Genomic DNA, 19,430 nt, shown 5'->3' with positions numbered 1-19,430 from the left:
AATTCGGAGCCTTGGCTCCAGGCAACTCCTGTGCAGCTTTGTCAAAAGTAAGGGGATCTGAAAGCTCACCATATAGTCTCCACATGAGGACAATCTATGATCGCCAGATCACTGGTTACTATCGGCATCGACAATATTCTTGACTGAGCAACAATTATTCTGTCAGCCGGGTCTTTGTGAAATTCAAATGGCAAAAGAACGGATGACAGGGCAACATCGTTTGAGACTGGCAAATACTCAACGCCGGATTCGGTTTTCGCTATCCATAGGTCCAGTTTCATTCCAAGTTTTAATCTGCCTTTCTTCTGAAGCATTGCGACCTCCCAACAGGATATTGATGATGCGTATGCTTGGCCACCCTCAATTGCTGAGTGAATAACCTCCGCTGTTTTGTCTGGCAAGAGAGATTCGTTTGAATATGTCCATATTAATGCACAGGTATCCAGCAGGATCACTTAAGCACCTCCCAGTCATCTTCACCGACTGGCTTTACTATATCACCAAGAATCTCTACGGAGCCTTGCAATTCCTTTACCACATCCATTGGGGTTTTGGGCTCAAACCGAATTATTTTCAGGCTTGGCTGGCCGTTTGATGTAATGACGACTGGCTTGCCTGTGTTTTCAATTCTCCTCATTATTTCCAACGCTTGAGCTTTAAATTTATTCTTTGGTATTTTTTCCAATTCCATGATATCCACCTATAGTCGTAAGCTTATAGTCATAATGTAGACTGTAACTAAAAATCCGTAAAGCGACTCAGTCTTGCAAACTTGCTGAATCTATAGCAAGAACTGTGCATTGGTAAGTGGCCCGTAACCCTATTTGCCGACCGACCCTCAATAAAACCTATCGCTGACCAGTCATTTTTTTCAGGCATAAAAAAACCCGGAATCAACCGGGTTTTTTTATAAGACACAAGTTGCTTATTTACCAAGCTTCTTGCGAATGGCCTGCAGGGTACGCAGCTGGGCAGCGGCTTCAGCCAGCTGAGTGGCTGCACGGGAGTAATCAAACTCACCGCTCTGGTTAGCCAGTTCCTGTTCGGCCAGTTTCTTGGCTTCTTCAGCAGCAACCTCATCCATATCATCGGCACGCAGGGCCGTGTCAGCCAGTACCTTAATCTGGTTTGGCTGCACTTCCAGGAATCCACCGGAGATGTAGAACACCTCTTCTTCACCCCCTTGGGTGATCAGGCGGATTGGACCCGGATTCAAATCAGTCAGCAGAGGCGCGTGGCCCGGGGCAATACCCAAGTCACCCAAGGAGCCAGTAGCAACAACCATCTCTACCAGCCCGGAGAAGATCTCCTCCTCGGCGCTGACGATATCACAGTGAACCGTGATCGCCATTTGTGTCACCTCCTCACATGGACTTGGCTTTCTCGATCGCTTCGTCGATGCCACCTACCATGTAGAACGCCTGCTCAGGCAGGTGATCGTATTCACCCGCCAAAATACCTTTAAAGGCACTGATGGTATCTTTCAGGGAAACGTACTTACCAGGCGAACCGGTGAAGACTTCCGCAACAAAGAATGGCTGAGACAGGAAACGCTCAATCTTACGAGCACGGGTTACGGTCTGCTTGTCGGTTTCAGACAGTTCGTCCATACCCAGGATCGCAATGATGTCTTTCAGCTCTTTATAACGCTGCAGTACCGTCTGTACACCACGGGCAACATCGTAGTGATCCTGACCGATGACCAGAGGATCCAGCTGACGGGAAGTCGAGTCCAGAGGATCGATCGCCGGGTAGATACCTTTGGAAGCGATGTCACGACTCAGTACTACCGTCGCATCAAGGTGCGAGAAGGTGGTCGCTGGAGACGGGTCAGTCAAGTCATCCGCAGGTACGTATACGGCCTGGATCGAGGTGATGGAACCGGTATTAGTGGAAGTAATACGCTCCTGCAGTACCCCCATCTCTTCCGCCAGGGTGGGCTGATAACCTACCGCAGAGGGCATACGACCCAACAGCGCAGATACTTCCGTACCCGCCAGGGTGTAACGATAAATGTTGTCGATGAACAGCAGTACGTCACGACCTTCGTCACGGAATTTCTCAGCCATGGTCAGACCGGTCAGGGCAACACGCAGACGGTTTCCTGGTGGCTCATTCATCTGACCGTAAACCAGAGATACCTTGTCGATTACATCGGAATCAGTCATCTCGTGATAGAAATCGTTACCCTCACGGGTACGCTCTCCGACACCTGCGAACACCGAGAAACCGGAGTGCTCGATCGCGATGTTACGGATCAGTTCCATCATGTTAACGGTTTTACCAACACCGGCACCACCGAACAGACCAACCTTACCCCCTTTTGCAAAAGGGCAGACCAGGTCGATCACCTTGATGCCGGTTTCAAGCAGTTCGTTGGAAGCGGACTGCTCAGCATAGCTGGGTGGTTTACGGTGAATGGAGGAACGCTCTTCCTCACCGATAGGCCCCTTCTCATCGACAGGGTTACCCAGAACATCCATGATACGACCCAGGGTCTTGGTACCGACAGGCACCTGAATCGGCTCGCCAGTGTTAGCCACTGTCAGACCACGGGACACACCTTCGGTGGTACCCATGGCGATAGTACGAACGATACCGTCACCCAGCTGTTGCTGAACTTCCAGTACCAGATCTTTATCTGCGACGTTCAGGGCGTCGTAGACTTTGGGAACACTTTCCCTTGGGAATTCGACGTCAACGACAGCGCCGATAATTTGTAAGATACGACCGCTACTCATAGCCTTTCCTCTACCCTTTAATCTTTTACACAGCCGTGCTATCTGTATAGCCGCAGCGCCTTAAACAGCCGCAGCGCCACTGACGATTTCGGACAGTTCCTGCGTGATGGCAGCCTGACGGGCCTTGTTGTAGATCAACTGAAGCTCATCAATCAGGTTGCCGGCGTTATCGGTTGCGTTCTTCATCGCAATCATTCGCGCGGCCTGCTCACAGGCGTTATTCTCAACAACTGCCTGGAATACCTGGGATTCGATATACCTGACCAACAGGCCATCCAGCAACTGCTTGGCATCAGGTTCATAAAGGTAATCCCAGGGTCTTTTCAGTGACTCATCTTCATCAGGAACCAGAGGCAATAACTGCAATACCTCAGGGGACTGGGTCATGGTGTTGACGAAGCGGTTGTGAACAACGTACAGGCGGTCAATTTCGCCGTTTTCGTACTTGTCCAGCATTACCTTTACACCACCGATCAAATCAGCAATGTTGGGTGAGTCACCGATATGGGTTTTGGCTGCCACGACATTCCCGCCGTAACTACGGAAAAATGCAACTGCCTTGCTGCCGACCAGGCAAAGGTCTATTTCTACCCCCTGATCTTTCCACTGAGTCATACTCTCAATGGTTTTTTTGAACAGGTTGATGTTCAGCCCTCCACAGAGGCCCCGGTCCGTGGAAATGATGATAAAACCAACACGCTTCGCCGCACGTTCAGTCATGAAGGTATGATGGTACTCAGCATTGGCATGAGCAACATGCCCAACGACATGACGGATACGCTCAGCATAAGGGCGGCTGGTTTCTCTCCGCTCCTGGGCTTTACGCATCTTACTCGCCGCCACCATTTCCATGGCGCTGGTGATCTTCTGGGTGCCTTTGATGGACGATATCTGCGTCCGGATCTCTTTTGCGCCTGCCATTGTGTTTCCTCAGCTACCGTTGATGGCTACCAAGGCAGGCAGCCGTCAACCATGAGCCTGTTACCAGGACTGGGTGGCCTTGAACTTCTCAATAGCCGCTTTGATACCCTCTTCAATTTCACCGTTGTAATCTCCGGATTCATTGATGCGAGCCATCAGCTCACTGAATTCAGAGTTCACAAAGCTCAGCAGGGCAGCTTCAAAGTCCAGGATCTTGTTGAACTCAACACCTTCCAGGTAGCCTTTTTCAGCGGCATAGATAACCACACCCATGTCAGCAACAGACATTGGCGCGTACTGCTTCTGTTTCATCAGTTCAGTAACGCGCTGACCGTGCTCGAGCTGCTTACGGGTCGCTTCATCAAGGTCAGAGGCAAACTGAGCAAACGCCTGCAGTTCACGGTACTGAGCCAGGGCCAGACGGATACCACCGCCCAGTTTCTTGATGATCTTGGTCTGAGCAGCACCACCGACACGGGATACCGAGATACCGGCGTTCATCGCCGGACGGATACCCGCATTGAACAGATCGGTTTCCAGGAAGATCTGACCATCGGTAATGGAGATGACGTTGGTCGGTACGAAAGCTGATACGTCACCTGCCTGGGTTTCAATGATCGGCAGAGCCGTCAGGGAACCGGTCTGGCCCTTCACTTTACCATCGGTCAGCTTTTCAATGTGCTCGGCGTTAACACGAGAAGCACGTTCCAACAGACGGGAGTGCAGGTAGAATACGTCACCCGGGTAAGCCTCACGGCCCGGTGGACGACGCAGCAACAGGGAAATCTGACGGTAGGCCCAGGCCTGCTTAGTCAAATCATCGTAAACAATCAGGGCGTCTTCACCCAGATCGCGGAAGTATTCACCCATGGAGCAACCGGCAAACGGAGCCAGGAACTGCATGGCTGCCGGATCAGAAGCCCCCGCAGCCACCACAATGGTGTGTTCCATGGCGCCGTGTTCTTCGAGCTTACGTACCACGTTGGCAATAGACGACTGCTTCTGGCCAACAGCTACGTAGACACACTTGATGCCGCTACCTTTCTGGTTGATGATCGCATCGATGGCCAGGGCAGTCTTACCTGTCTGACGGTCACCGATGATCAGCTCACGCTGACCACGACCCACAGGAACCATGGAGTCAACGGACTTATAACCTGTCTGAACCGGCTCGTCTACAGACTGACGAGCGATAACGCCTGGCGCTACTTTTTCGATGGGAGAAGTTTCGGTAGCTTCAATAGGACCTTTGCCGTCGATGGGGTTACCCAGCGCGTCAACAACACGTCCCAGCAACTGCCTGCCAACAGGTACTTCAAGGATTCGTCCGGTGCACTGAACCGTCTGGCCTTCAGCCAGCTGACCATAGTCACCTAATACAACGGCGCCGACGGAGTCCTGCTCCAGGTTCAGCGCCATACCGTATACACCGCCGGGGAACTTGATCATTTCCCCGTACATCACGTCTTGCAGACCGTGTATACGCACAATACCGTCAGTCACACTGACGATGGAGCCCTCATTTCGGGCTTCACTGGACACATCAAGCTGCTCTATGCGGCTCTTGATAATGTCACTGATCTCGGAAGGATTCAGTTGCATAGCTTACCTGCCAAACTTTTTACTTAAAAAAAAGTAACTATGAAATCATCGCATCGGCAAGCTTGGTCAACCGTGAGCGGACACTGCCGTCGATAACGAGGTCTCCAGCTTTCACGATGACGCCGCCGATCAGGTAGCTGTCTACCTGAGTATGCATTCGTACTGAGCGACCAAGGCGTTTTTCAACTTTCTTCTCGATCTGCTCTTGCTGTTCACCAGACAGCGGGAAAGCCGAAGTGACGACTACATCCTGATAACTCTGATCTTGTGCTTTCATCTGCTCAAAGATCGCATCGATCTGAGGAAGCAGAAAAATCCGTTTTTTACTCGTAAGAATCCGAATGTAATTCTCGACTTCAACCGTCAGGCTGCCTTCGCACAATTTAATAAAGGCATCTGCCTTCATGTCTCCGGTTGTGGACGGGTCTTTTAACAGCCTGTCCACAGCCTCACACCCGGCAACGCTCGCACATAAAGCTAGCATCTGAGACCATTCACGTAGCTGATTATGCTCTTTTGCTATCTTAAATGCGGCCTTGGCATAGGGACGGGCACATGTCGTCAATTCCATGGTCTATCCCCTTTAGAGTTCCGCAACCAGGTCATCAACCAGATGGCTGTTAGCAGACTCATCCAGGTTCTTACCCAGAATACGCTCAGCGCCGACGACAGCAAGAGCTGCAACCTGCGAGCGCAGAGCTTCGCGGGCCCTGTTGGTTTCCTGTTCAATGTCAGCCTGTGCAGAGACCTTGATACGGTCAGCTTCTTCACGGGCCTGATCTTTGGCTTCATCAATGATCTGGGCAGAACGCTTGTTTGCCAGCTCGATGATTTCCTGAGCCTCTACACGAGCTTTGCGCAGCTCTTCGAGACCTTTTTTCTGAGCCAGTTCAAGCTCTTTCTGACCACGAGCTGCAGCGTCCAGCCCGTCAGCAACTCGCTTCTTTCGGTCATTAAGGGCCTGCATGATCGGTGGCCACACATACTTCATGCAGAACCAGACAAAAACAGCAAAAGCAATCGTCTGGCCGATGATAGTTGCATTGATATTCATGCGAACTCCAAATGCTCCAGTAAAATCTTAAAATCCTGTCTCAGATGAACGTACTACGTTTACTCAGAAGAATAAGGCGACTCCAACCCGGTTGTTGAGATGCGCATATTCGCTATTTGAGTACCACCAGGATCTTTATTCGGCTTTTCGTTTCGATACGGCTATCAGACCGGCCATACTTCAACGCCAAGCCGGATCTTCACTGCAGCGATTACTGAACCAGAGCTACAAAAGGGTTAGCAAAGGTGAAGAACAGGGCGATACCCACTGCAATCATAGGCACAGCGTCAAGAAGACCCGCCACGATAAACATTTTGGTTTGCAGCATAGGCGCTGTTTCAGGCTGTCTGGCCACACCTTCAAGGAATTTGCCGCCCAGCAAACCAAACCCGATGGCTGTCGCCAGAGCCGCAAAACCCAGCATGAAAGCTACACCGATTGCAGTCAGACCTACTACCAGTTCCATATTTCCTCCCGACCTATTGTGGTCTTTGTTAAATCAAAGTTTAAGGTTAGTCAACACATGACGTCAGTCACCTGACGTACAATATCTGTAATTAATGATCTTCGCTTGCCATGCTAAGGTAGACAATGGTCAGGATCATAAAAATGAATGCCTGCAGGGTGATCACCAGAATATGGAAAACAGCCCATCCAAAGTGCAAAGGCAGCTGTAACCATCCCACCAAAGCAATCAGGATAAAGATCAGTTCACCCGCGTACATGTTACCGAAAAGACGCAGCGCCAAAGAAATAGGTTTGGCGACAAGGGTGACCGTTTCCAGCAGGAAATTGATGGGAATTAACAGAGCCTGTACGGCTTTATTGGGACTGTTGAACGGATGAAGGGTCAGCTCACCAATAAACCCACCGATACCTTTTACTTTAATCGAGTAAAAGATAACGAGCATAAAGACAGAGAAGGACATACCCAGGGTAATGTTCGGATCCGTACTCGGTACGATCTTCATATAAGGGATGCCCAAAGCAGTGGCCAGACCCGGAATCCAGTCAACAGGGATCAGGTCCATCAGGTTCATAAAGAAGACCCAGCAGAAAATGGTCAGCGCCAGAGGGGCAATCAGATTACTTCTGCCATGAAAAGTGTCTCTGACATTGCCATCTACAAACTCAATAACCGTTTCGACCAGGTTCTGCATACCACTGGGAACACCCGCAGTAGCCCGCTTGGCCACCATTCGAAAGATCGTGACAAACACCACACCCAGCAGAACAGACCAGAACAGGCTGTCTACGTGGAACGCCCAGAAGCCCATTTCTTTTGCTTCAGCAGCGGTTTTGGCAAAGGTCCAAGTGTCCTGAGACAGAACACCCAACTCATTACCATAATTGTCAATACGTTCAAAACCTGCTGGCAGCTTACCGAAGGTAAGATTCTGCAGGTGGTGGGCTATGTACCCTGATGCTGTTGTCGCCATGAATTTTCCCGTACACCATCATTGTATAAATCTGTCGTCAGTAAACCTGCGTTCAACGCTTTATGAGTAAAGGGGTCAGCCAGTTTACCGCCTGAATCAAAGCAAATGCACCGAACAGCGCCAAGGGGTCGATTGACGGTATCAGTGTAAAAATCAGAATAAATGCAAGGATCGTTAAAGCAAATTTCCCGGCTTCACCCTGGTAAAAAGATCTGGCTATGTTTTGCGCTGCGCTGGCTCCCCGGTATCGAAACGCTTTCCAGACCAAATAAGCGTTGGGGATACTGCATGCCAAACCACCTGACAGAGCCGATATAGCGTAAGACTTACCCAGCAGCAGCAAAAGCAATGCCAGAGATGCTGTAGCCAACAGCTGCGCAAGAACAACACGATAGATACGTGGCCGTTGCAAATGCGGGTACCTGGCCCGACTGTCACTTCTAAACATCTCGCTACTTTTGGTGCTCCACGTCGTACCTGCCGACATAGATCCCTGTACTTGACCTTAACATCGTATCAGGCCTGATAAGTCTTAATCCGCCCCTCAAAACTAGCAGGGGTTTCAGCCTTTGCGGTGTGTGAAGACACCCAAACATCAGACGGCAAAGCTTCACACAACTGAAAATCTTAGAACTTTTCTCACCCTTTTGGCGCGCGAAAGTATACTAGTGACATACACCTACGTTCAACTAATATCTTAAGGATTAGCATTACACGACTGCGGTCTACGAACATCCCGCGAGCGCCAAAGAATAACATCTAATAGTTAACTAATTAAAAGTTTGTCATCCCATTTCAAAATAAACTCAGAGACTTTCTTGATCACACCACTTCTGTACTTTTTTCTATTAAGCAACAGATAAAAATGACGATTCAGAATCAAATCGGACACGCTGATGGTCGATAGCAGACCCGCCTTTCTGGCACGCCAGACCGCCAGACTGGAAATGCAGCCAATACCCAGCCCTTCCATAACAGACTGTTTGACGGCTTCAGCCCGGTTCAGGCTCATAATAACTTTCGGTGTACACAGGCGTGTTGCCACTACTTCATCAAACAGTTCCCGTGTTCCCGAGCCCGTTTCCCTGAGTACCCACTCTTCATCTTTCAGGGACTGAAGATCCACCGTCTGCCCGGCCATGGGGTGATCAGGGTGACAAATAATAACAAGCTCATCTTCACGCCAGGGTATTACTTCTATATCCGGGTGCAGACAGCTGCCTTCTACCACGGCCAGGTCAATCTCCATGGCCAATAATCGCTGTTGAATACTACGGGTATTCTCCACCAACAGTTCAGCTCTGATATAGGGGAATTCCCTGAAAAAATCCCCAAGAATACGAGGCATCAGATTATTGCCAATGGTGGAGCTGGCGTGAATCTTCAGCGTTCCCTGTTCATAGCAACTGTTGTCTATGAACTGAGTTTCAATCTCATGAGCCCGGTCAATCACCTCTGCAGCCATTGGCAATAATGCTCGGCCAGAGTCGTTCAATGTCATAGATGCGCCAGCATGACGGTCGAACAAAGGACCTAAATGCTTTTCCATCTCTGACAGCGCCATACTGGCAGCGGGCTGTGAAATAAACAGGGATTCTGCCGCGGCAGTGACTCTTCCGGACTGGGCAACCGCTTTAAAAATTTCAAGCTGTCTCAAAGTGATATGCATCAACTGCTCCGATATCAACTGCCAACTCAAAAAGGACGGTGCGGCCTCAAGTGGCATAAAGTAAGAGTAATTAAAACCAATCTCAATAGACATAAGATAATCTTATATATCTGGAATAAATAATTGATTTTTAATTATAAAGCGAATTTTTCATACTCCTCCCCATCCAGTTAACCCCTCAAACTTGGAGTCGACATGAGCGAACAAGGCATCAAAACCTGGGTGGAACTTAAGAAAATGACACCTGCTTTTAAAGAGTTGCTTCGCTGCAAGCAAATTATAAAGAAAAACACCTCATCCCTCGATAACCTCGAGGATTTTTGTAAGGAAGCTGACAAGGTGCTGAAATAGCGTTAATTGACCCTGATTTAAATACGCACAACTACTTATAAGCATTCCTTATAATGATCACTTGATTTATTGATTGTTCAAGAAATAAGCCATTTCTTATAATGAAGTGACCGTCATCGAATCAATAATCAATTTTTCATGGGAATCTTTTGGGGCTATGCCTAAAAAGATGCTTATGAAAATAATCTAATAAGGAGTGGCTATGCATAAACAATATTATGACTCTGCTGTAAAGCATTGGGTTGATCTTAAAAAGCAAACCTCCGTTCTTGAGAAAGTGGTCTATTGCAAACAAAGGAGAAAGCATGCATCAACACTTGATAGTCTCGGAGCTTTTTTCCGAGAGGCGGATAAATACCTGAAATAACGTGTTGAAAAAGTTACCGAGTTTTGTTCACTCTCCTGACTTTTGTGGGACAAAGTTCGATAGCTTTTTCAAAGCTGACCAGTGTGCGACAAGGTATTAGGCTGCTTTATGCAGCCTGTTTTTTTACTCCTCTTTTTACTCCTCTTTTTACCAGCAATTCCCGCTGTTTTTTTAAGCCTTTGAGCCGCATAGCCTCCAGCGCACTCAAAAAAAAACACTTCGCAGACTTTTTAGCTCTATATTGAAGGCATGAAAACACTGTCGTACTTTTGTGATCACAGCCATGCCCAAAGTCAGCAAACACCTTAACGCAGCAAACCTAATCGATCAGGTTTGCAAGTGCCTTGATGAGATTCCAGATCACCGGCCTAACCATTGCCCTAATGGGATTCCCTTTCCCAACTTTGCAAAATCCGCTTTTGCCATGATGCATCAGAAGTACGATTCCCTTCTGACCTTTGACTCTGACCGTGCCGACCCGGTTATTCTTCATAACCTGGCGACTATGTATCACGTCCAAGATCAGAAAGTACCCTGTGATACACGCATGAGAGAAGTGCTTGATCCCATTGAGCCTGCACAGTTTCGCAAGCCCTTCAAGAAGTTATTCTCCCTGATTCAGCGTAACAAGCTTCTTAAAGCCTTCGAGTACCAGTGTGGTGACTTGAAAGACTGGTACCTGATGCCGGTTGATGGCACCGGCCTCTTCTACTCAGGTAAATGCCGATGCCAAGAGTGTTGTGTAAAAAACAAGGGAAACCCAATGAAGCTTACTACCACAACTTATTGGGCGGCTGTATTGTTCACCCGGATCAAAAAGTCGTCATGCCCTTTGCCCCAGAGGCGATTGTTCAACAGGACGGCGACAACAAGAATGACTGCGAACAGAATGCCATCAAGCGCTACCTGGCGCACGTCAAGAGAGAGCACCCTCATTTAAAACTGGTCATACTCCTGGATGGGCTTTTTGCTGACAATCCTACTATTGAGTTGATCAAGAGCTATGGCTGGCACTTCATCATTGTGGCTAAAGATGGCAACCACAAATCCCTTATCGAGGCGATGGATGCGCTGTGTGACCAGGAACAGCTCAGTTATCATAAAATCATTGATGAAGAGCAAGGAACCAGGCACTGGTTTCGTTTCGCTAATGATGTACCGCTGAATGCCTCCAAGTTGACCCAAAATGTCAATGTCCTTGATTACGTGGAGACAGACAGTGAAGGCAAACGCCACACCTGGTGCTGGGTCACAGATATTGAGTTAACCAAAGATACCGTTGAAGCTGTCATGAGAGGAGGTCGTTGCCGCTGGCACATCGAGAACCAAACGTTTAACACCCTGAAAAACCAAGGCTACAGCCTTGAACACAACTATGGTCACGGGAAGCAGCACCTGGCAACCAACCTGGCTTACCTGACGTTCCTGGCCTTCATGGTTGATCAAATCCAGGAAATGGCCAGCCCGGAATTCAAAAAGGCGCTGAAGGAGCGAGCGAGGGGCGTCCGAACGTACCTATGGAAGGTGATTACACGGGTATTCCTGTCCTGGATGCTCGAAGGTTGGGATGAATTGTTCGATGCGCTCATATATGGCATAAAGCCTGGTAGGGTTCAAATTAACACTTCATAGAAAAGTAATGTAGCCAAGGTTTTCAGGGGACAATAGTACTTGTTAATGTACCTGGGGTGCAGGGTTTTTGCTGGCCGCTAACTCCTGAGCACGAATTTGAATAAAATACTTACATTGTCGTATTAAGTGCGGGAATCGCTGTCTTTTTACTTCACAAGTTGTCAATCCACCTGACCGTCATGTCAGTGTATCTCACCACCCCATCTGAAATAATCCTCTGCGATAGCCATGAAACCCTGCCAAGGGGGTAGGGCTTTTCTATCTCAAGGAGGAATGAATATGCAACCAATATTAGGAGATTGTTTCAAGATCGCCTGTGTTACTACATCCGAACTCGCATCTGTGCCGGGAAGAGCCATTGGCTATCTTGTTGGACGTAATGTTGGTGCCCTGGCTGGTGCCGTTGTTGTTGGTGGAGCAAAACTCTCCAATACGCTGTTCAATACAAACTATAAGCCAAAGTCCATCAATCAATACTCTCTAAGCACTGCGACAACCGCTCAGGCATTGGGGGGGTTAGTCTCTTCGAAAATAATCCCTGCTACCACTGCCCCAATACTGGGCGTACCGATTATTTTGGGTAAGGTTTTTGCGTTGGAGTATAACTTAAAGCATTAAAACACATTCATAACACACGCGCTTTTTTGAACGGTTTACCAAACATGCCTGGGGAACTAGAGCCTTGGAGGAGTGGAGTCAGAGCTTAATTGAAGTTAAAAAAAACCATCAGTACCCAGGTGGTTACTGGTATTTTTTTGCCGAGAAAAAATCTTCACAACCGAGGTAAATCGGTCATGAAGATTCATGTGAAATACCATACCCTGTGTCAATAACGCTTCTCAGAAAAATCAATCTGGTAAACAGCAAAGCCTGCTTTATCCGCCCCAATCTTTTCCATCTTGTACACCGAATTTTTCTGAATAAATGCCTCTGCTTTTTTGCTGGGAGCTGTTTCGACCAGCACATTCAGGTCAACCCTGCTATTGATGGGTGCAATGCTCCAGTTATTGTTAGCACGGGGAACCACCTGACCGTTCTCTTTGGTCGTTCGGCTAATATAGTCAGCCACGATCTGACGGTTTTCATCGGGAGAAGCAAAAGCAACAAATTCTTCTCCGGTACCTGCAAAGTTACCACCACCAAATGCACGGTAGTTATTGGTAGCCATAATAAATGGCTGATTGTCTTTCACTGGTTTTCCATTCAGAGTCAATTCCGTAATGCGATGAGTGTCAGGATTTATCAACTGACCATCGCCACTGAAACGGGCAGGTTGAGTGACATCAATCTGATACTCAACCCCTTCAACTGCATCGAAGTTGTAGGTACGGAAACCCTCCCAGTTGATCAGATGCTGTTGTTCAGTGCTGGAAGGGTCAATCTGGTTAAACTGGCCAGCCGCCATCTCCAGAAAATCCTTCAACTCTTTACCTGTGATCTTCAGAGCAACCAGAGTGTTTGGGTACAAATAGAGATCAGCCGCATTGCTAAACGTCAGGGTTCCGGCTTCTACTTCGGTATAGCCATTAGGATCGTCTTTACGGCCACCGGCCTTGAAAGGAGCGGCTGCGGAAATTACCGGAATACCATCCAGATCGGGATCACCCTGAATGAACCGTTCAACATAGGCGATCTGGGCATCATTGACGATCTGAACGGTTGGATCATCCTGAACCAGAGCCAGAAAACTGTACATACTGTCAGAAGACTTACCAATTGGCTGGTTTACAAAATCGAGTGTCCCTTTATGCTCTGCCTTTACCGCCTTGATAACCGCTTCATCAGACTTGGCAAGAGACTGGTTGTTAGCACGATCGAAAATAGGGCGGCTGACGGCCTTGCCATCTACGACTTCCCACTGACCATTGCTGTCATCCAAAACCAGGTCAACCACCCCAAGATGATCACCCCAGCGACCCGGCATCACGGAAGGAATACCATTGATGGTGCCTTTTTTCAGATCCACACCTTCAAGGCTGGCGAAAGAATCACTGGGAAATACTGCGTGGGAGTGACCAAACATAATGGCATCAATATCTTCAACCTGCGTCAGGTAATAGACTGAGTTTTCCATCATGGCTTTATAGGGTTCCTGACTAACGCCAGAATGAGGGATTGCAATAATAACTTCAGCCCCCTCTTTCTTCATTTGAGGAACCAGTTCTTTTGCCGTTTCGGTGATGTCTTTGGCGATCACCTTACCTTCCAGATTTTTTTTGTCCCACACCATAATCTGTGGAGGCACAAAGCCAATGTAACCCACTTTGACCGTTTGGGTTTTACCTTCGGTATCGGTGAACTGTTGCTCTTTAATCAGGTAAGGTTTGAAAAAATGCTGACCGGTTTTAGCATCGTAAACGTTGGCACTGATGTAGGGGAAGTTCGCACCACTAATAGCCTTGTCCAGAAAATCCAGACCATAGTTAAATTCGTGGTTGCCAATGTTGCCGACATCATAATCCATTAAATTCATGGCTTTATAAACGGGGTGGACATCCCCTTTTTTCAAACCGTTATCCGCCATAAAATCACCCATCGGTGACCCCTGGATCAGGTCGCCGTTATCGACCAGAACACTGTTTTCCACTTCAGCGCGAGCTTCACGGATCAGCGTTGCAACACGGGCATAGCCGAACTGGTTGGTAGGCTGCCCCTTGTAGTAATCGAAATCCATGATGTTGGTGTGGATGTCAGTGGTTTCGAGCACTCTCAGCTCAATGGTGGAGGCCTGTGAGAGACCGCCCAGAGATGCCAGACCCGCAAAAACAGCTGTGGAAAGAATCGATCTGTTGAAACGCATGGAAGGTCCTGATGTGGTGGATGGTTTTTATGTCTCGAAGCTTATATTGGTGCCACATCTGTTGATATCGGTGTTTTCCGTCTTTCAATCACATCCGCTGGACCATGAGTGCAAAGTAACGACCTGCCGCTTGAGAGAGCATTTTGCTCACGCTCATTCGATAACTTGAACCCATGGGCAAAGCCTCCGGCAAAGGCATTTGTGCCTTGGCAATTCATTTTGCTTCCCTGCTGTTATTTGCCTACAGTTGTAGGGCAATGGAGGTATTTTATGGAAAACCTGTACGACACTGATTTCTACACATGGTCTTATCAACAAGCTGAGCTTATCAAGCAAGGGCGTTTCGATGAACTTGATATGGACAATTTGGCTGAGGAAGTTGAAGACATGGGTAGAGCACGTCAACGTTCAGTCGAAAGCCGTTTGTCTCAATTACTCATGCACTCGCTTAAATGGCAGATGCAGTCGAAAAAGAATGACCTGCATGACATGGACAGATGGTTCCGTAGCTGGTCGATCAGCATCGGCAAGCAACGGGATGCTATCGAGCATGAGCTGAAGAAAAACCCGGGTCTGTATCATAAACTGGAAGAGATTTTTTTAGAGTCTTATCAGTATGCCCGTAAATTAGCCGCCAGGGAGATGCAGTGCAAACCCGACGCTTTCCCGTCTGAATGCCCATGGACCTACGACGAGATCATGGAAGACGACTGGCTGCCAGAAAGTTAGCCTTTCTGGCGCTCCTCCATTTTCTACAACCGCTTGTCAAGATTACGCAGCACGGCCACCTGACTGAATGTTTATGAGGCGTGGCATTTACAAACTCCCACTCCCGGATCAACGAACAATAAACCCATGGGCAAACGGGTCACGATCATCAATATAGATTGTGTTATTACCTGTCACCCGGGCCCAGCCGGAAATAGACGGTACGATGGCATCTAACTCGCCAACCCTGGTCATTTTTTCAACCCGACCTTTGAACAGGGAACCAATAATACTTTCATGAATAAATTCATCTCCCTCTTTCAGTTTGCCCCGGGCAGCCCACTGAGCCATACGGGAAGAAGTACCGGTTCCACAGGGAGAACGATCGATAGCCTTATCGCCATAAAATACCGCATTGCGCGCGGTTGAATCCTCTCTGGTGCTGGCGCCGGTCCAGAGAATATGACTCAGGCCACGGATGTCAGAGTGTTCAGGATGAACAAAGTCGTATTTTTCATTCAATGCCTTACGAAGCTGAGGGCTGAACTGAATCAGCTCACCGGCAGAATAATCAGCCATATCCCGGAAGTTTTTCTGGGGATCAACAATGGCATAGAAGTTTCCACCATAAGCGACATCGACTGTGATCTCTCCCAAACCCTGACAATGGGCAGTAAGGTCTGTTCTGTAAAGAAAAGACGGCACATTGGTCAATCTTACTTCTTCAATAAAATCCCCCTGTTTAACATATTCCGCCACTACCAAGCCGGCCGGGGTATCCAAACGAACAATGCCTGGCTCTTTTGGAGTGATCAGCCCATTCTCGAGAGCAATCGTTATTGTGCCGATAGTGCCGTGCCCACACATGGGTAAGCAGCCAGAGGTTTCAATGAACAGTATCGCTGCATCACAATCCGGGCGGGTGGGAGGATAAAGGATGGAACCGGACATCACATCATGCCCCCTGGGTTCAAACATTAAACCCGTTCTAATCCAGTCATACTCTTCAAGAAAGTGAGCCCTTTTCTCCAGCATCGTATTGCCTGTGAGATCGGGACCACCACCGGCAACCACGCGAACAGGATTGCCGCAGGTATGTCCATCGATGCAGAAAAAGGTATGTTTTGCCATGATTCACTCCTCTATTTACTGACGTTAATCCACTGTCGTTAGCTTTTTTAAAACCGACTGGCACGCAGAGGATAAACGTCTATAGATGTTTTCTTTTTTGTGATCAGTTCAGACACCAGCAATGCGGTTGCTGCTGACTGGGTAAGCCCTAAATGCCCATGACCGAAGGCGTAGATAATATTGTCAGACTGTGATGAGTAGCCAATGACGGGCAGAGTATCGGGAATGGACGGTCTTTGTCCCATCCACTCTTCGCCATTATCAAGATTGAGTTCGGGCAGAAAACGACCGGCTTTCTCTGCCATTAATCGGGCTCGCTGATAATTTGGTGCCTGATCAAGTGCTGCAATTTCAGAAGCCCCCCCGATTCGAATATGTCCACTGAGGGGCGTGATCAGAAAGCCATGTTCACTGAACACAAGCGTCTTGTTATAACCTTCGGGTAAAGCAGTTTTTGGTAACGTGGTGTTATAGCCACGCTCACCAATAACAGGTACATTGTCGCCTAATTGTTTTGATAGCTCCGCCGACCACGGACCCGCTGCCAGTACAGTATTATTAGCTTCAAGAATTTGACCATCGCTCAGTTTTACCTGAGTTCGACCATCAGCATTGTCGATACTCTCAGCATTGCTGATATAGGTAACGACACCTCGTTCACTCAACTTGCAATGAAGCTCGGAACACAGATCTGCCGGGTTGGTTATGGTCTGCCACTTGGGAACAAAAATGCCTGCCACAAACGCACTGGATAAACCTGGTTGGAAGCTGTGCAGCCTATCTCTTTCATAAGCCTGATACTCAATTCCGTGCTGTTTGCGGAAATCCCAGTTTTTCAGATCCTGCTGATAGAAAGACCAGCTTTGGTACAGATGCAGAGCACCATTGTTAATGATCATGGCACTGAGTCCAGAGCGCTTCAGCATTTGTGGAAAAGCGGTCTTGCTCAAATTCATTAACTCAGCCTGAACATTAATACTGATATTCTGATGCCTGCATCTTTGAAGGTGAATGATGATCCCAGACTGAACAGGGTAGTTGATGGTGATATGACAGTTAAATAGCTATTTCATTTGTAGCAGCTGGGTAATAGTCCGGTAATCACTTTTCCCTGTTTCCCGATCTGGATCAACTGGAACAAGTGCTGGAAGAGGCGATGGATGATTAGGCAAGGCCTACCGGACAAACCATTTTGCGCAGTTGCGCAAAATGGTTCAAAACCTTGCCAGTCGTAGGTTGAGCTATAAAGACTGTGCTTTTTTCAACCGTTTTCAACTATTGAATATGCGCCAAAACCCCATCCAGCTCATCCAGACTGTTATAGGAAATCACCAGCTTTCCTTTGCCCTTCGCGTTATGGGTAATAGCCACCCTGGCCCCGACCCGATCCGATAAATCTTCTTCCAGACGTTTGATATCAGGATCGATTTTCTTGCGGTCTTTTGCCTTACCCTGCTCTTTTTCTTGAATCATTCGGCGTATCAGGGCTTCTGTCTGGCGAACAGAGAGTCCTTTGGCGACAACCGTTCTTGCTGCTTCCAGCTGCTCCATATCCGACAGAGGTAACAGAGCACGGGCGTGACCCATTTCCAGGTCACCGTATTCCAGCATTTTTTTTACGTCAGGACTTAAAGACATCAGTCGTAAGATGTTGGCAACGGCGGTTCTGGATTTACCGACGGCTTCTGCCACTTCCTGCTGAGTCAGTTCGAACTCTTTCTGTAAGCGAGACAGTGCAATGGCTTCTTCTATGGGGTTAAGATCTTCCCGCTGAATGTTCTCGATCAAAGCCATCGCTATGGCCGCTTCGTCCGGGACATCCCGAACGATAGCTGGCACTTCAGCCAGACCAGCCAGCTGTGCGGCTCTCCAGCGACGTTCTCCGGCAATGATCTCGTAACGATTGCCAGACAACGGGCGTACCACGATGGGCTGCATGATGCCCTGGGCTTTAATACTTTCCGCCAGTTCTTCCAGAGCATCCGGGTGCATATCCCGGCGTGGCTGGTATTTGCCACGCACCATAAATTCGACAGGAATCTCTTTCAGTTCCTTGCCCTGATGGGTTTCGCTTTCAGGCGTTTCTGCCAGGTTGGATAATTCATTGGAAACCGACGAAGAGAGGTTGGCTCCCCCCATCAACGCACTTAAATTGGTGCCAAGACGTTTTTTAGCCATCAGGTGCCTGTCTTCCTTTCAGTCTCGAGCTTGTTTTTAAGAGCCTCGTCTCTGCGAACCAGCTCACCCGCCAGCGCCAGGTAAGCAACTGCTCCCCTGGAGGTTCGATCATAAGCCAGTACCGGCTTGCCGTGACTTGGAGCCTCCGCCAGACGCACATTCCGGGGGATAACGGTGCGATAAACCTGATCGCCAAAATGACCAATCAACTGTCTGGAGACTTCGTTGGTCAAACCCATCCGGGGATCGTACATGGTTCTGAGCAGCCCCTCGATATGCAGCTTTGGATTAATCGTCTGCCTGATGCCGGTAATGGTTTCCATCAGGGCGGTTAAACCTTCCAGCGCATAATATTCGCACTGCATGGGGATAATGACACCTTCTGCCGCCGCCAGGGCATTCAGGGTCAGCATATTAAGCGACGGAGGACAATCAATCAGGATAAAGTCATAGCGGTCACGGACAGCAGCCAGGGCATTTCTCAGCCGGGTCTCTCTGGCCTCCATCGACATAAGTTCAACTTCAGCGGCAGTGAGGTCGGCATTGGTGGGAATGACGTCGTAGCCCGCTTCTTCAGAGTACTGAATCGCCTGATCGATAGAGCACCGCCCAGTCAAGACATGATAGGAGGAATACTCAAGGTCGTGTTTATTGATACCACTGCCCGTGGTGGCATTGCCCTGGGGGTCCATATCAACCAGTAGCACCTTTCGTTTGGTGGCTACCAGAGAGGCGGACAGGTTGATGCAGGAAGTGGTCTTTCCAACTCCACCTTTTTGGTTCGTTACCGCAAGAATTTTTCCCACTGCCAATTGCTACCGTATCGTCTTTGTTAAA

General features: G+C 48.5%; 23 protein-coding genes. 6 read left to right on the top strand and 17 right to left on the bottom strand.

Going from position 1 to position 19,430, the window contains the following annotated elements; all coding sequences use genetic code 11:
- Positions 1-65: 65 nt before the first annotated feature.
- The 12 genes from K7B67_RS20960 to K7B67_RS20905 form a co-directional block, all read right to left on the bottom strand.
- A complete protein-coding gene (locus K7B67_RS20960) occupies positions 66-455 on the bottom strand; it encodes a type II toxin-antitoxin system VapC family toxin (RefSeq protein ID WP_252177796.1) in 390 nt (129 codons plus the stop codon).
- On the bottom strand, positions 452-691 hold the full coding sequence (locus tag K7B67_RS20955) for a type II toxin-antitoxin system prevent-host-death family antitoxin (protein ID WP_252177795.1): 240 nt from the start codon (positions 689-691) through the stop codon (positions 452-454). The genes K7B67_RS20960 and K7B67_RS20955 overlap by 4 nt, the downstream gene beginning before the upstream one ends.
- 234 nt (positions 692-925) lie before the next feature.
- Positions 926-1,351 carry a F0F1 ATP synthase subunit epsilon gene (locus K7B67_RS20950; protein WP_252177794.1) on the bottom strand — a complete coding sequence of 142 codons (426 nt, stop codon included), beginning with the start codon at positions 1,349-1,351 and terminating at the stop codon, positions 926-928.
- 13 nt (positions 1,352-1,364) lie between these two features.
- Positions 1,365-2,741: a F0F1 ATP synthase subunit beta gene (gene atpD, locus K7B67_RS20945; protein WP_252177793.1), complete on the bottom strand. Its 1,377-nt coding sequence runs from the start codon at positions 2,739-2,741 to the stop codon at positions 1,365-1,367.
- A 60-nt stretch (positions 2,742-2,801) separates the two neighbouring features.
- The gene (gene atpG / locus K7B67_RS20940; protein WP_252177792.1) at positions 2,802-3,662 is read right to left on the bottom strand and encodes a F0F1 ATP synthase subunit gamma; all 861 of its coding nucleotides are present in this window, start codon (positions 3,660-3,662) and stop codon (positions 2,802-2,804) included.
- A 60-nt stretch (positions 3,663-3,722) separates the two neighbouring features.
- On the bottom strand, positions 3,723-5,264 hold the full coding sequence (gene atpA, locus K7B67_RS20935; RefSeq protein WP_252177791.1) for a F0F1 ATP synthase subunit alpha: 1,542 nt from the start codon (positions 5,262-5,264) through the stop codon (positions 3,723-3,725).
- Between the two features lie 37 nt (positions 5,265-5,301).
- Positions 5,302-5,835, bottom strand: coding sequence for a F0F1 ATP synthase subunit delta (locus K7B67_RS20930; protein ID WP_252177790.1), 534 nt, complete (start codon positions 5,833-5,835; stop codon positions 5,302-5,304).
- 12 nt (positions 5,836-5,847) lie between these two features.
- A complete protein-coding gene (locus tag K7B67_RS20925; RefSeq protein WP_252177789.1) occupies positions 5,848-6,318 on the bottom strand; it encodes a F0F1 ATP synthase subunit B in 471 nt (156 codons plus the stop codon).
- Between the two features lie 211 nt (positions 6,319-6,529).
- Positions 6,530-6,784, bottom strand: a complete 255-nt coding sequence (gene atpE, locus K7B67_RS20920) for a F0F1 ATP synthase subunit C (protein WP_252177788.1) — start codon at positions 6,782-6,784, stop codon at positions 6,530-6,532.
- Between the two features lie 91 nt (positions 6,785-6,875).
- Entirely contained in the window at positions 6,876-7,757 is an 882-nt protein-coding gene (gene atpB / locus K7B67_RS20915) for a F0F1 ATP synthase subunit A (RefSeq protein ID WP_252177787.1), read from the bottom strand.
- Positions 7,758-7,809: 52 nt separating this feature from the next.
- On the bottom strand, positions 7,810-8,169 hold the full coding sequence (locus K7B67_RS20910) for an ATP synthase subunit I (protein ID WP_252177786.1): 360 nt from the start codon (positions 8,167-8,169) through the stop codon (positions 7,810-7,812).
- Positions 8,170-8,523: 354 nt separating this feature from the next.
- Positions 8,524-9,519, bottom strand: a complete 996-nt coding sequence (locus K7B67_RS20905; protein WP_252177785.1) for a LysR substrate-binding domain-containing protein — start codon at positions 9,517-9,519, stop codon at positions 8,524-8,526.
- A 102-nt stretch (positions 9,520-9,621) separates the two neighbouring features.
- Between K7B67_RS20905 and K7B67_RS20900 the strand changes: the two genes are divergently transcribed.
- From K7B67_RS20900 to K7B67_RS20880, 5 genes are all read left to right on the top strand, one after another.
- The gene (locus K7B67_RS20900) at positions 9,622-9,777 is read left to right on the top strand and encodes a hypothetical protein (RefSeq protein ID WP_252177784.1); all 156 of its coding nucleotides are present in this window, start codon (positions 9,622-9,624) and stop codon (positions 9,775-9,777) included.
- Between the two features lie 202 nt (positions 9,778-9,979).
- Positions 9,980-10,144: a hypothetical protein gene (locus tag K7B67_RS20895; RefSeq protein WP_252177783.1), complete on the top strand. Its 165-nt coding sequence runs from the start codon at positions 9,980-9,982 to the stop codon at positions 10,142-10,144.
- Positions 10,145-10,427: 283 nt separating this feature from the next.
- The gene (locus K7B67_RS20890; RefSeq protein WP_252177782.1) at positions 10,428-11,084 is read left to right on the top strand and encodes a hypothetical protein; all 657 of its coding nucleotides are present in this window, start codon (positions 10,428-10,430) and stop codon (positions 11,082-11,084) included.
- On the top strand, positions 10,970-11,776 hold the full coding sequence (locus K7B67_RS20885; RefSeq protein WP_252177781.1) for a transposase: 807 nt from the start codon (positions 10,970-10,972) through the stop codon (positions 11,774-11,776). Before K7B67_RS20890 ends, K7B67_RS20885 begins: the two co-directional genes overlap by 115 nt.
- A gap of 279 nt (positions 11,777-12,055) precedes the next feature.
- Positions 12,056-12,394, top strand: a complete 339-nt coding sequence (locus K7B67_RS20880; RefSeq protein ID WP_252177780.1) for a hypothetical protein — start codon at positions 12,056-12,058, stop codon at positions 12,392-12,394.
- Between the two features lie 208 nt (positions 12,395-12,602).
- Here the strand turns inward: K7B67_RS20880 and K7B67_RS20875 are convergent, their stop codons facing one another.
- On the bottom strand, positions 12,603-14,576 hold the full coding sequence (locus K7B67_RS20875) for a bifunctional 2',3'-cyclic-nucleotide 2'-phosphodiesterase/3'-nucleotidase (RefSeq protein WP_252177779.1): 1,974 nt from the start codon (positions 14,574-14,576) through the stop codon (positions 12,603-12,605).
- Between the two features lie 270 nt (positions 14,577-14,846).
- Between K7B67_RS20875 and K7B67_RS20870 the strand changes: the two genes are divergently transcribed.
- The gene (locus tag K7B67_RS20870) at positions 14,847-15,305 is read left to right on the top strand and encodes a DUF29 domain-containing protein (protein ID WP_252177778.1); all 459 of its coding nucleotides are present in this window, start codon (positions 14,847-14,849) and stop codon (positions 15,303-15,305) included.
- 108 nt (positions 15,306-15,413) lie between these two features.
- Here K7B67_RS20870 and K7B67_RS20865 read toward each other — a convergent pair whose 3' ends face one another.
- The 4 genes from K7B67_RS20865 to K7B67_RS20850 form a co-directional block, all read right to left on the bottom strand.
- Positions 15,414-16,415 (bottom strand): 4-hydroxyproline epimerase, encoded by a 1,002-nt coding sequence (locus K7B67_RS20865; protein ID WP_252177777.1) that lies wholly within the window; start codon positions 16,413-16,415, stop codon positions 15,414-15,416.
- 47 nt (positions 16,416-16,462) lie between these two features.
- Positions 16,463-17,371: an FAD-binding oxidoreductase gene (locus K7B67_RS20860; RefSeq protein ID WP_252177776.1), complete on the bottom strand. Its 909-nt coding sequence runs from the start codon at positions 17,369-17,371 to the stop codon at positions 16,463-16,465.
- Between the two features lie 319 nt (positions 17,372-17,690).
- Positions 17,691-18,596 carry a ParB/RepB/Spo0J family partition protein gene (locus K7B67_RS20855; RefSeq protein WP_346658282.1) on the bottom strand — a complete coding sequence of 302 codons (906 nt, stop codon included), beginning with the start codon at positions 18,594-18,596 and terminating at the stop codon, positions 17,691-17,693.
- Entirely contained in the window at positions 18,593-19,399 is an 807-nt protein-coding gene (locus tag K7B67_RS20850; protein WP_252177774.1) for a ParA family protein, read from the bottom strand. The genes K7B67_RS20855 and K7B67_RS20850 overlap by 4 nt, the downstream gene beginning before the upstream one ends.
- Positions 19,400-19,430 lie beyond the last annotated feature (31 nt).

Origin of the sequence: Endozoicomonas sp. 4G, from assembly GCF_023822025.1 — a bacterium.
Taxonomy (GTDB): Bacteria; Pseudomonadota; Gammaproteobacteria; order Pseudomonadales; family Endozoicomonadaceae; genus Endozoicomonas_A.
Note: the sequence above shows the minus strand (reverse complement) of the source record. Positions and strands in the feature narration are given on the sequence as shown.

Coding starts and splice junctions, on each gene's coding strand:
- atpB (WP_252177787.1), bottom strand. CDS start 7,757: ATGGCGACAACAGCATCAGGGTACATAGCCCACCACCTGCAGAATCTT.
- K7B67_RS20955 (WP_252177795.1), bottom strand. CDS start 691: ATGGAATTGGAAAAAATACCAAAGAATAAATTTAAAGCTCAAGCGTTG.
- atpG (WP_252177792.1), bottom strand. CDS start 3,662: ATGGCAGGCGCAAAAGAGATCCGGACGCAGATATCGTCCATCAAAGGC.
- K7B67_RS20895 (WP_252177783.1), top strand. CDS start 9,980: ATGCATAAACAATATTATGACTCTGCTGTAAAGCATTGGGTTGATCTT.
- K7B67_RS20930 (WP_252177790.1), bottom strand. CDS start 5,835: ATGGAATTGACGACATGTGCCCGTCCCTATGCCAAGGCCGCATTTAAG.
- atpA (WP_252177791.1), bottom strand. CDS start 5,264: ATGCAACTGAATCCTTCCGAGATCAGTGACATTATCAAGAGCCGCATA.
- K7B67_RS20925 (WP_252177789.1), bottom strand. CDS start 6,318: ATGAATATCAATGCAACTATCATCGGCCAGACGATTGCTTTTGCTGTT.
- atpD (WP_252177793.1), bottom strand. CDS start 2,741: ATGAGTAGCGGTCGTATCTTACAAATTATCGGCGCTGTCGTTGACGTC.
- K7B67_RS20890 (WP_252177782.1), top strand. CDS start 10,428: ATGCCCAAAGTCAGCAAACACCTTAACGCAGCAAACCTAATCGATCAG.
- atpE (WP_252177788.1), bottom strand. CDS start 6,784: ATGGAACTGGTAGTAGGTCTGACTGCAATCGGTGTAGCTTTCATGCTG.
- K7B67_RS20860 (WP_252177776.1), bottom strand. CDS start 17,371: ATGAATTTGAGCAAGACCGCTTTTCCACAAATGCTGAAGCGCTCTGGA.
- K7B67_RS20880 (WP_252177780.1), top strand. CDS start 12,056: ATGCAACCAATATTAGGAGATTGTTTCAAGATCGCCTGTGTTACTACA.
- K7B67_RS20885 (WP_252177781.1), top strand. CDS start 10,970: ATGCCCTTTGCCCCAGAGGCGATTGTTCAACAGGACGGCGACAACAAG.
- K7B67_RS20950 (WP_252177794.1), bottom strand. CDS start 1,351: ATGGCGATCACGGTTCACTGTGATATCGTCAGCGCCGAGGAGGAGATC.
- K7B67_RS20900 (WP_252177784.1), top strand. CDS start 9,622: ATGAGCGAACAAGGCATCAAAACCTGGGTGGAACTTAAGAAAATGACA.
- K7B67_RS20905 (WP_252177785.1), bottom strand. CDS start 9,519: ATGTCTATTGAGATTGGTTTTAATTACTCTTACTTTATGCCACTTGAG.
- K7B67_RS20870 (WP_252177778.1), top strand. CDS start 14,847: ATGGAAAACCTGTACGACACTGATTTCTACACATGGTCTTATCAACAA.
- K7B67_RS20875 (WP_252177779.1), bottom strand. CDS start 14,576: ATGCGTTTCAACAGATCGATTCTTTCCACAGCTGTTTTTGCGGGTCTG.
- K7B67_RS20865 (WP_252177777.1), bottom strand. CDS start 16,415: ATGGCAAAACATACCTTTTTCTGCATCGATGGACATACCTGCGGCAAT.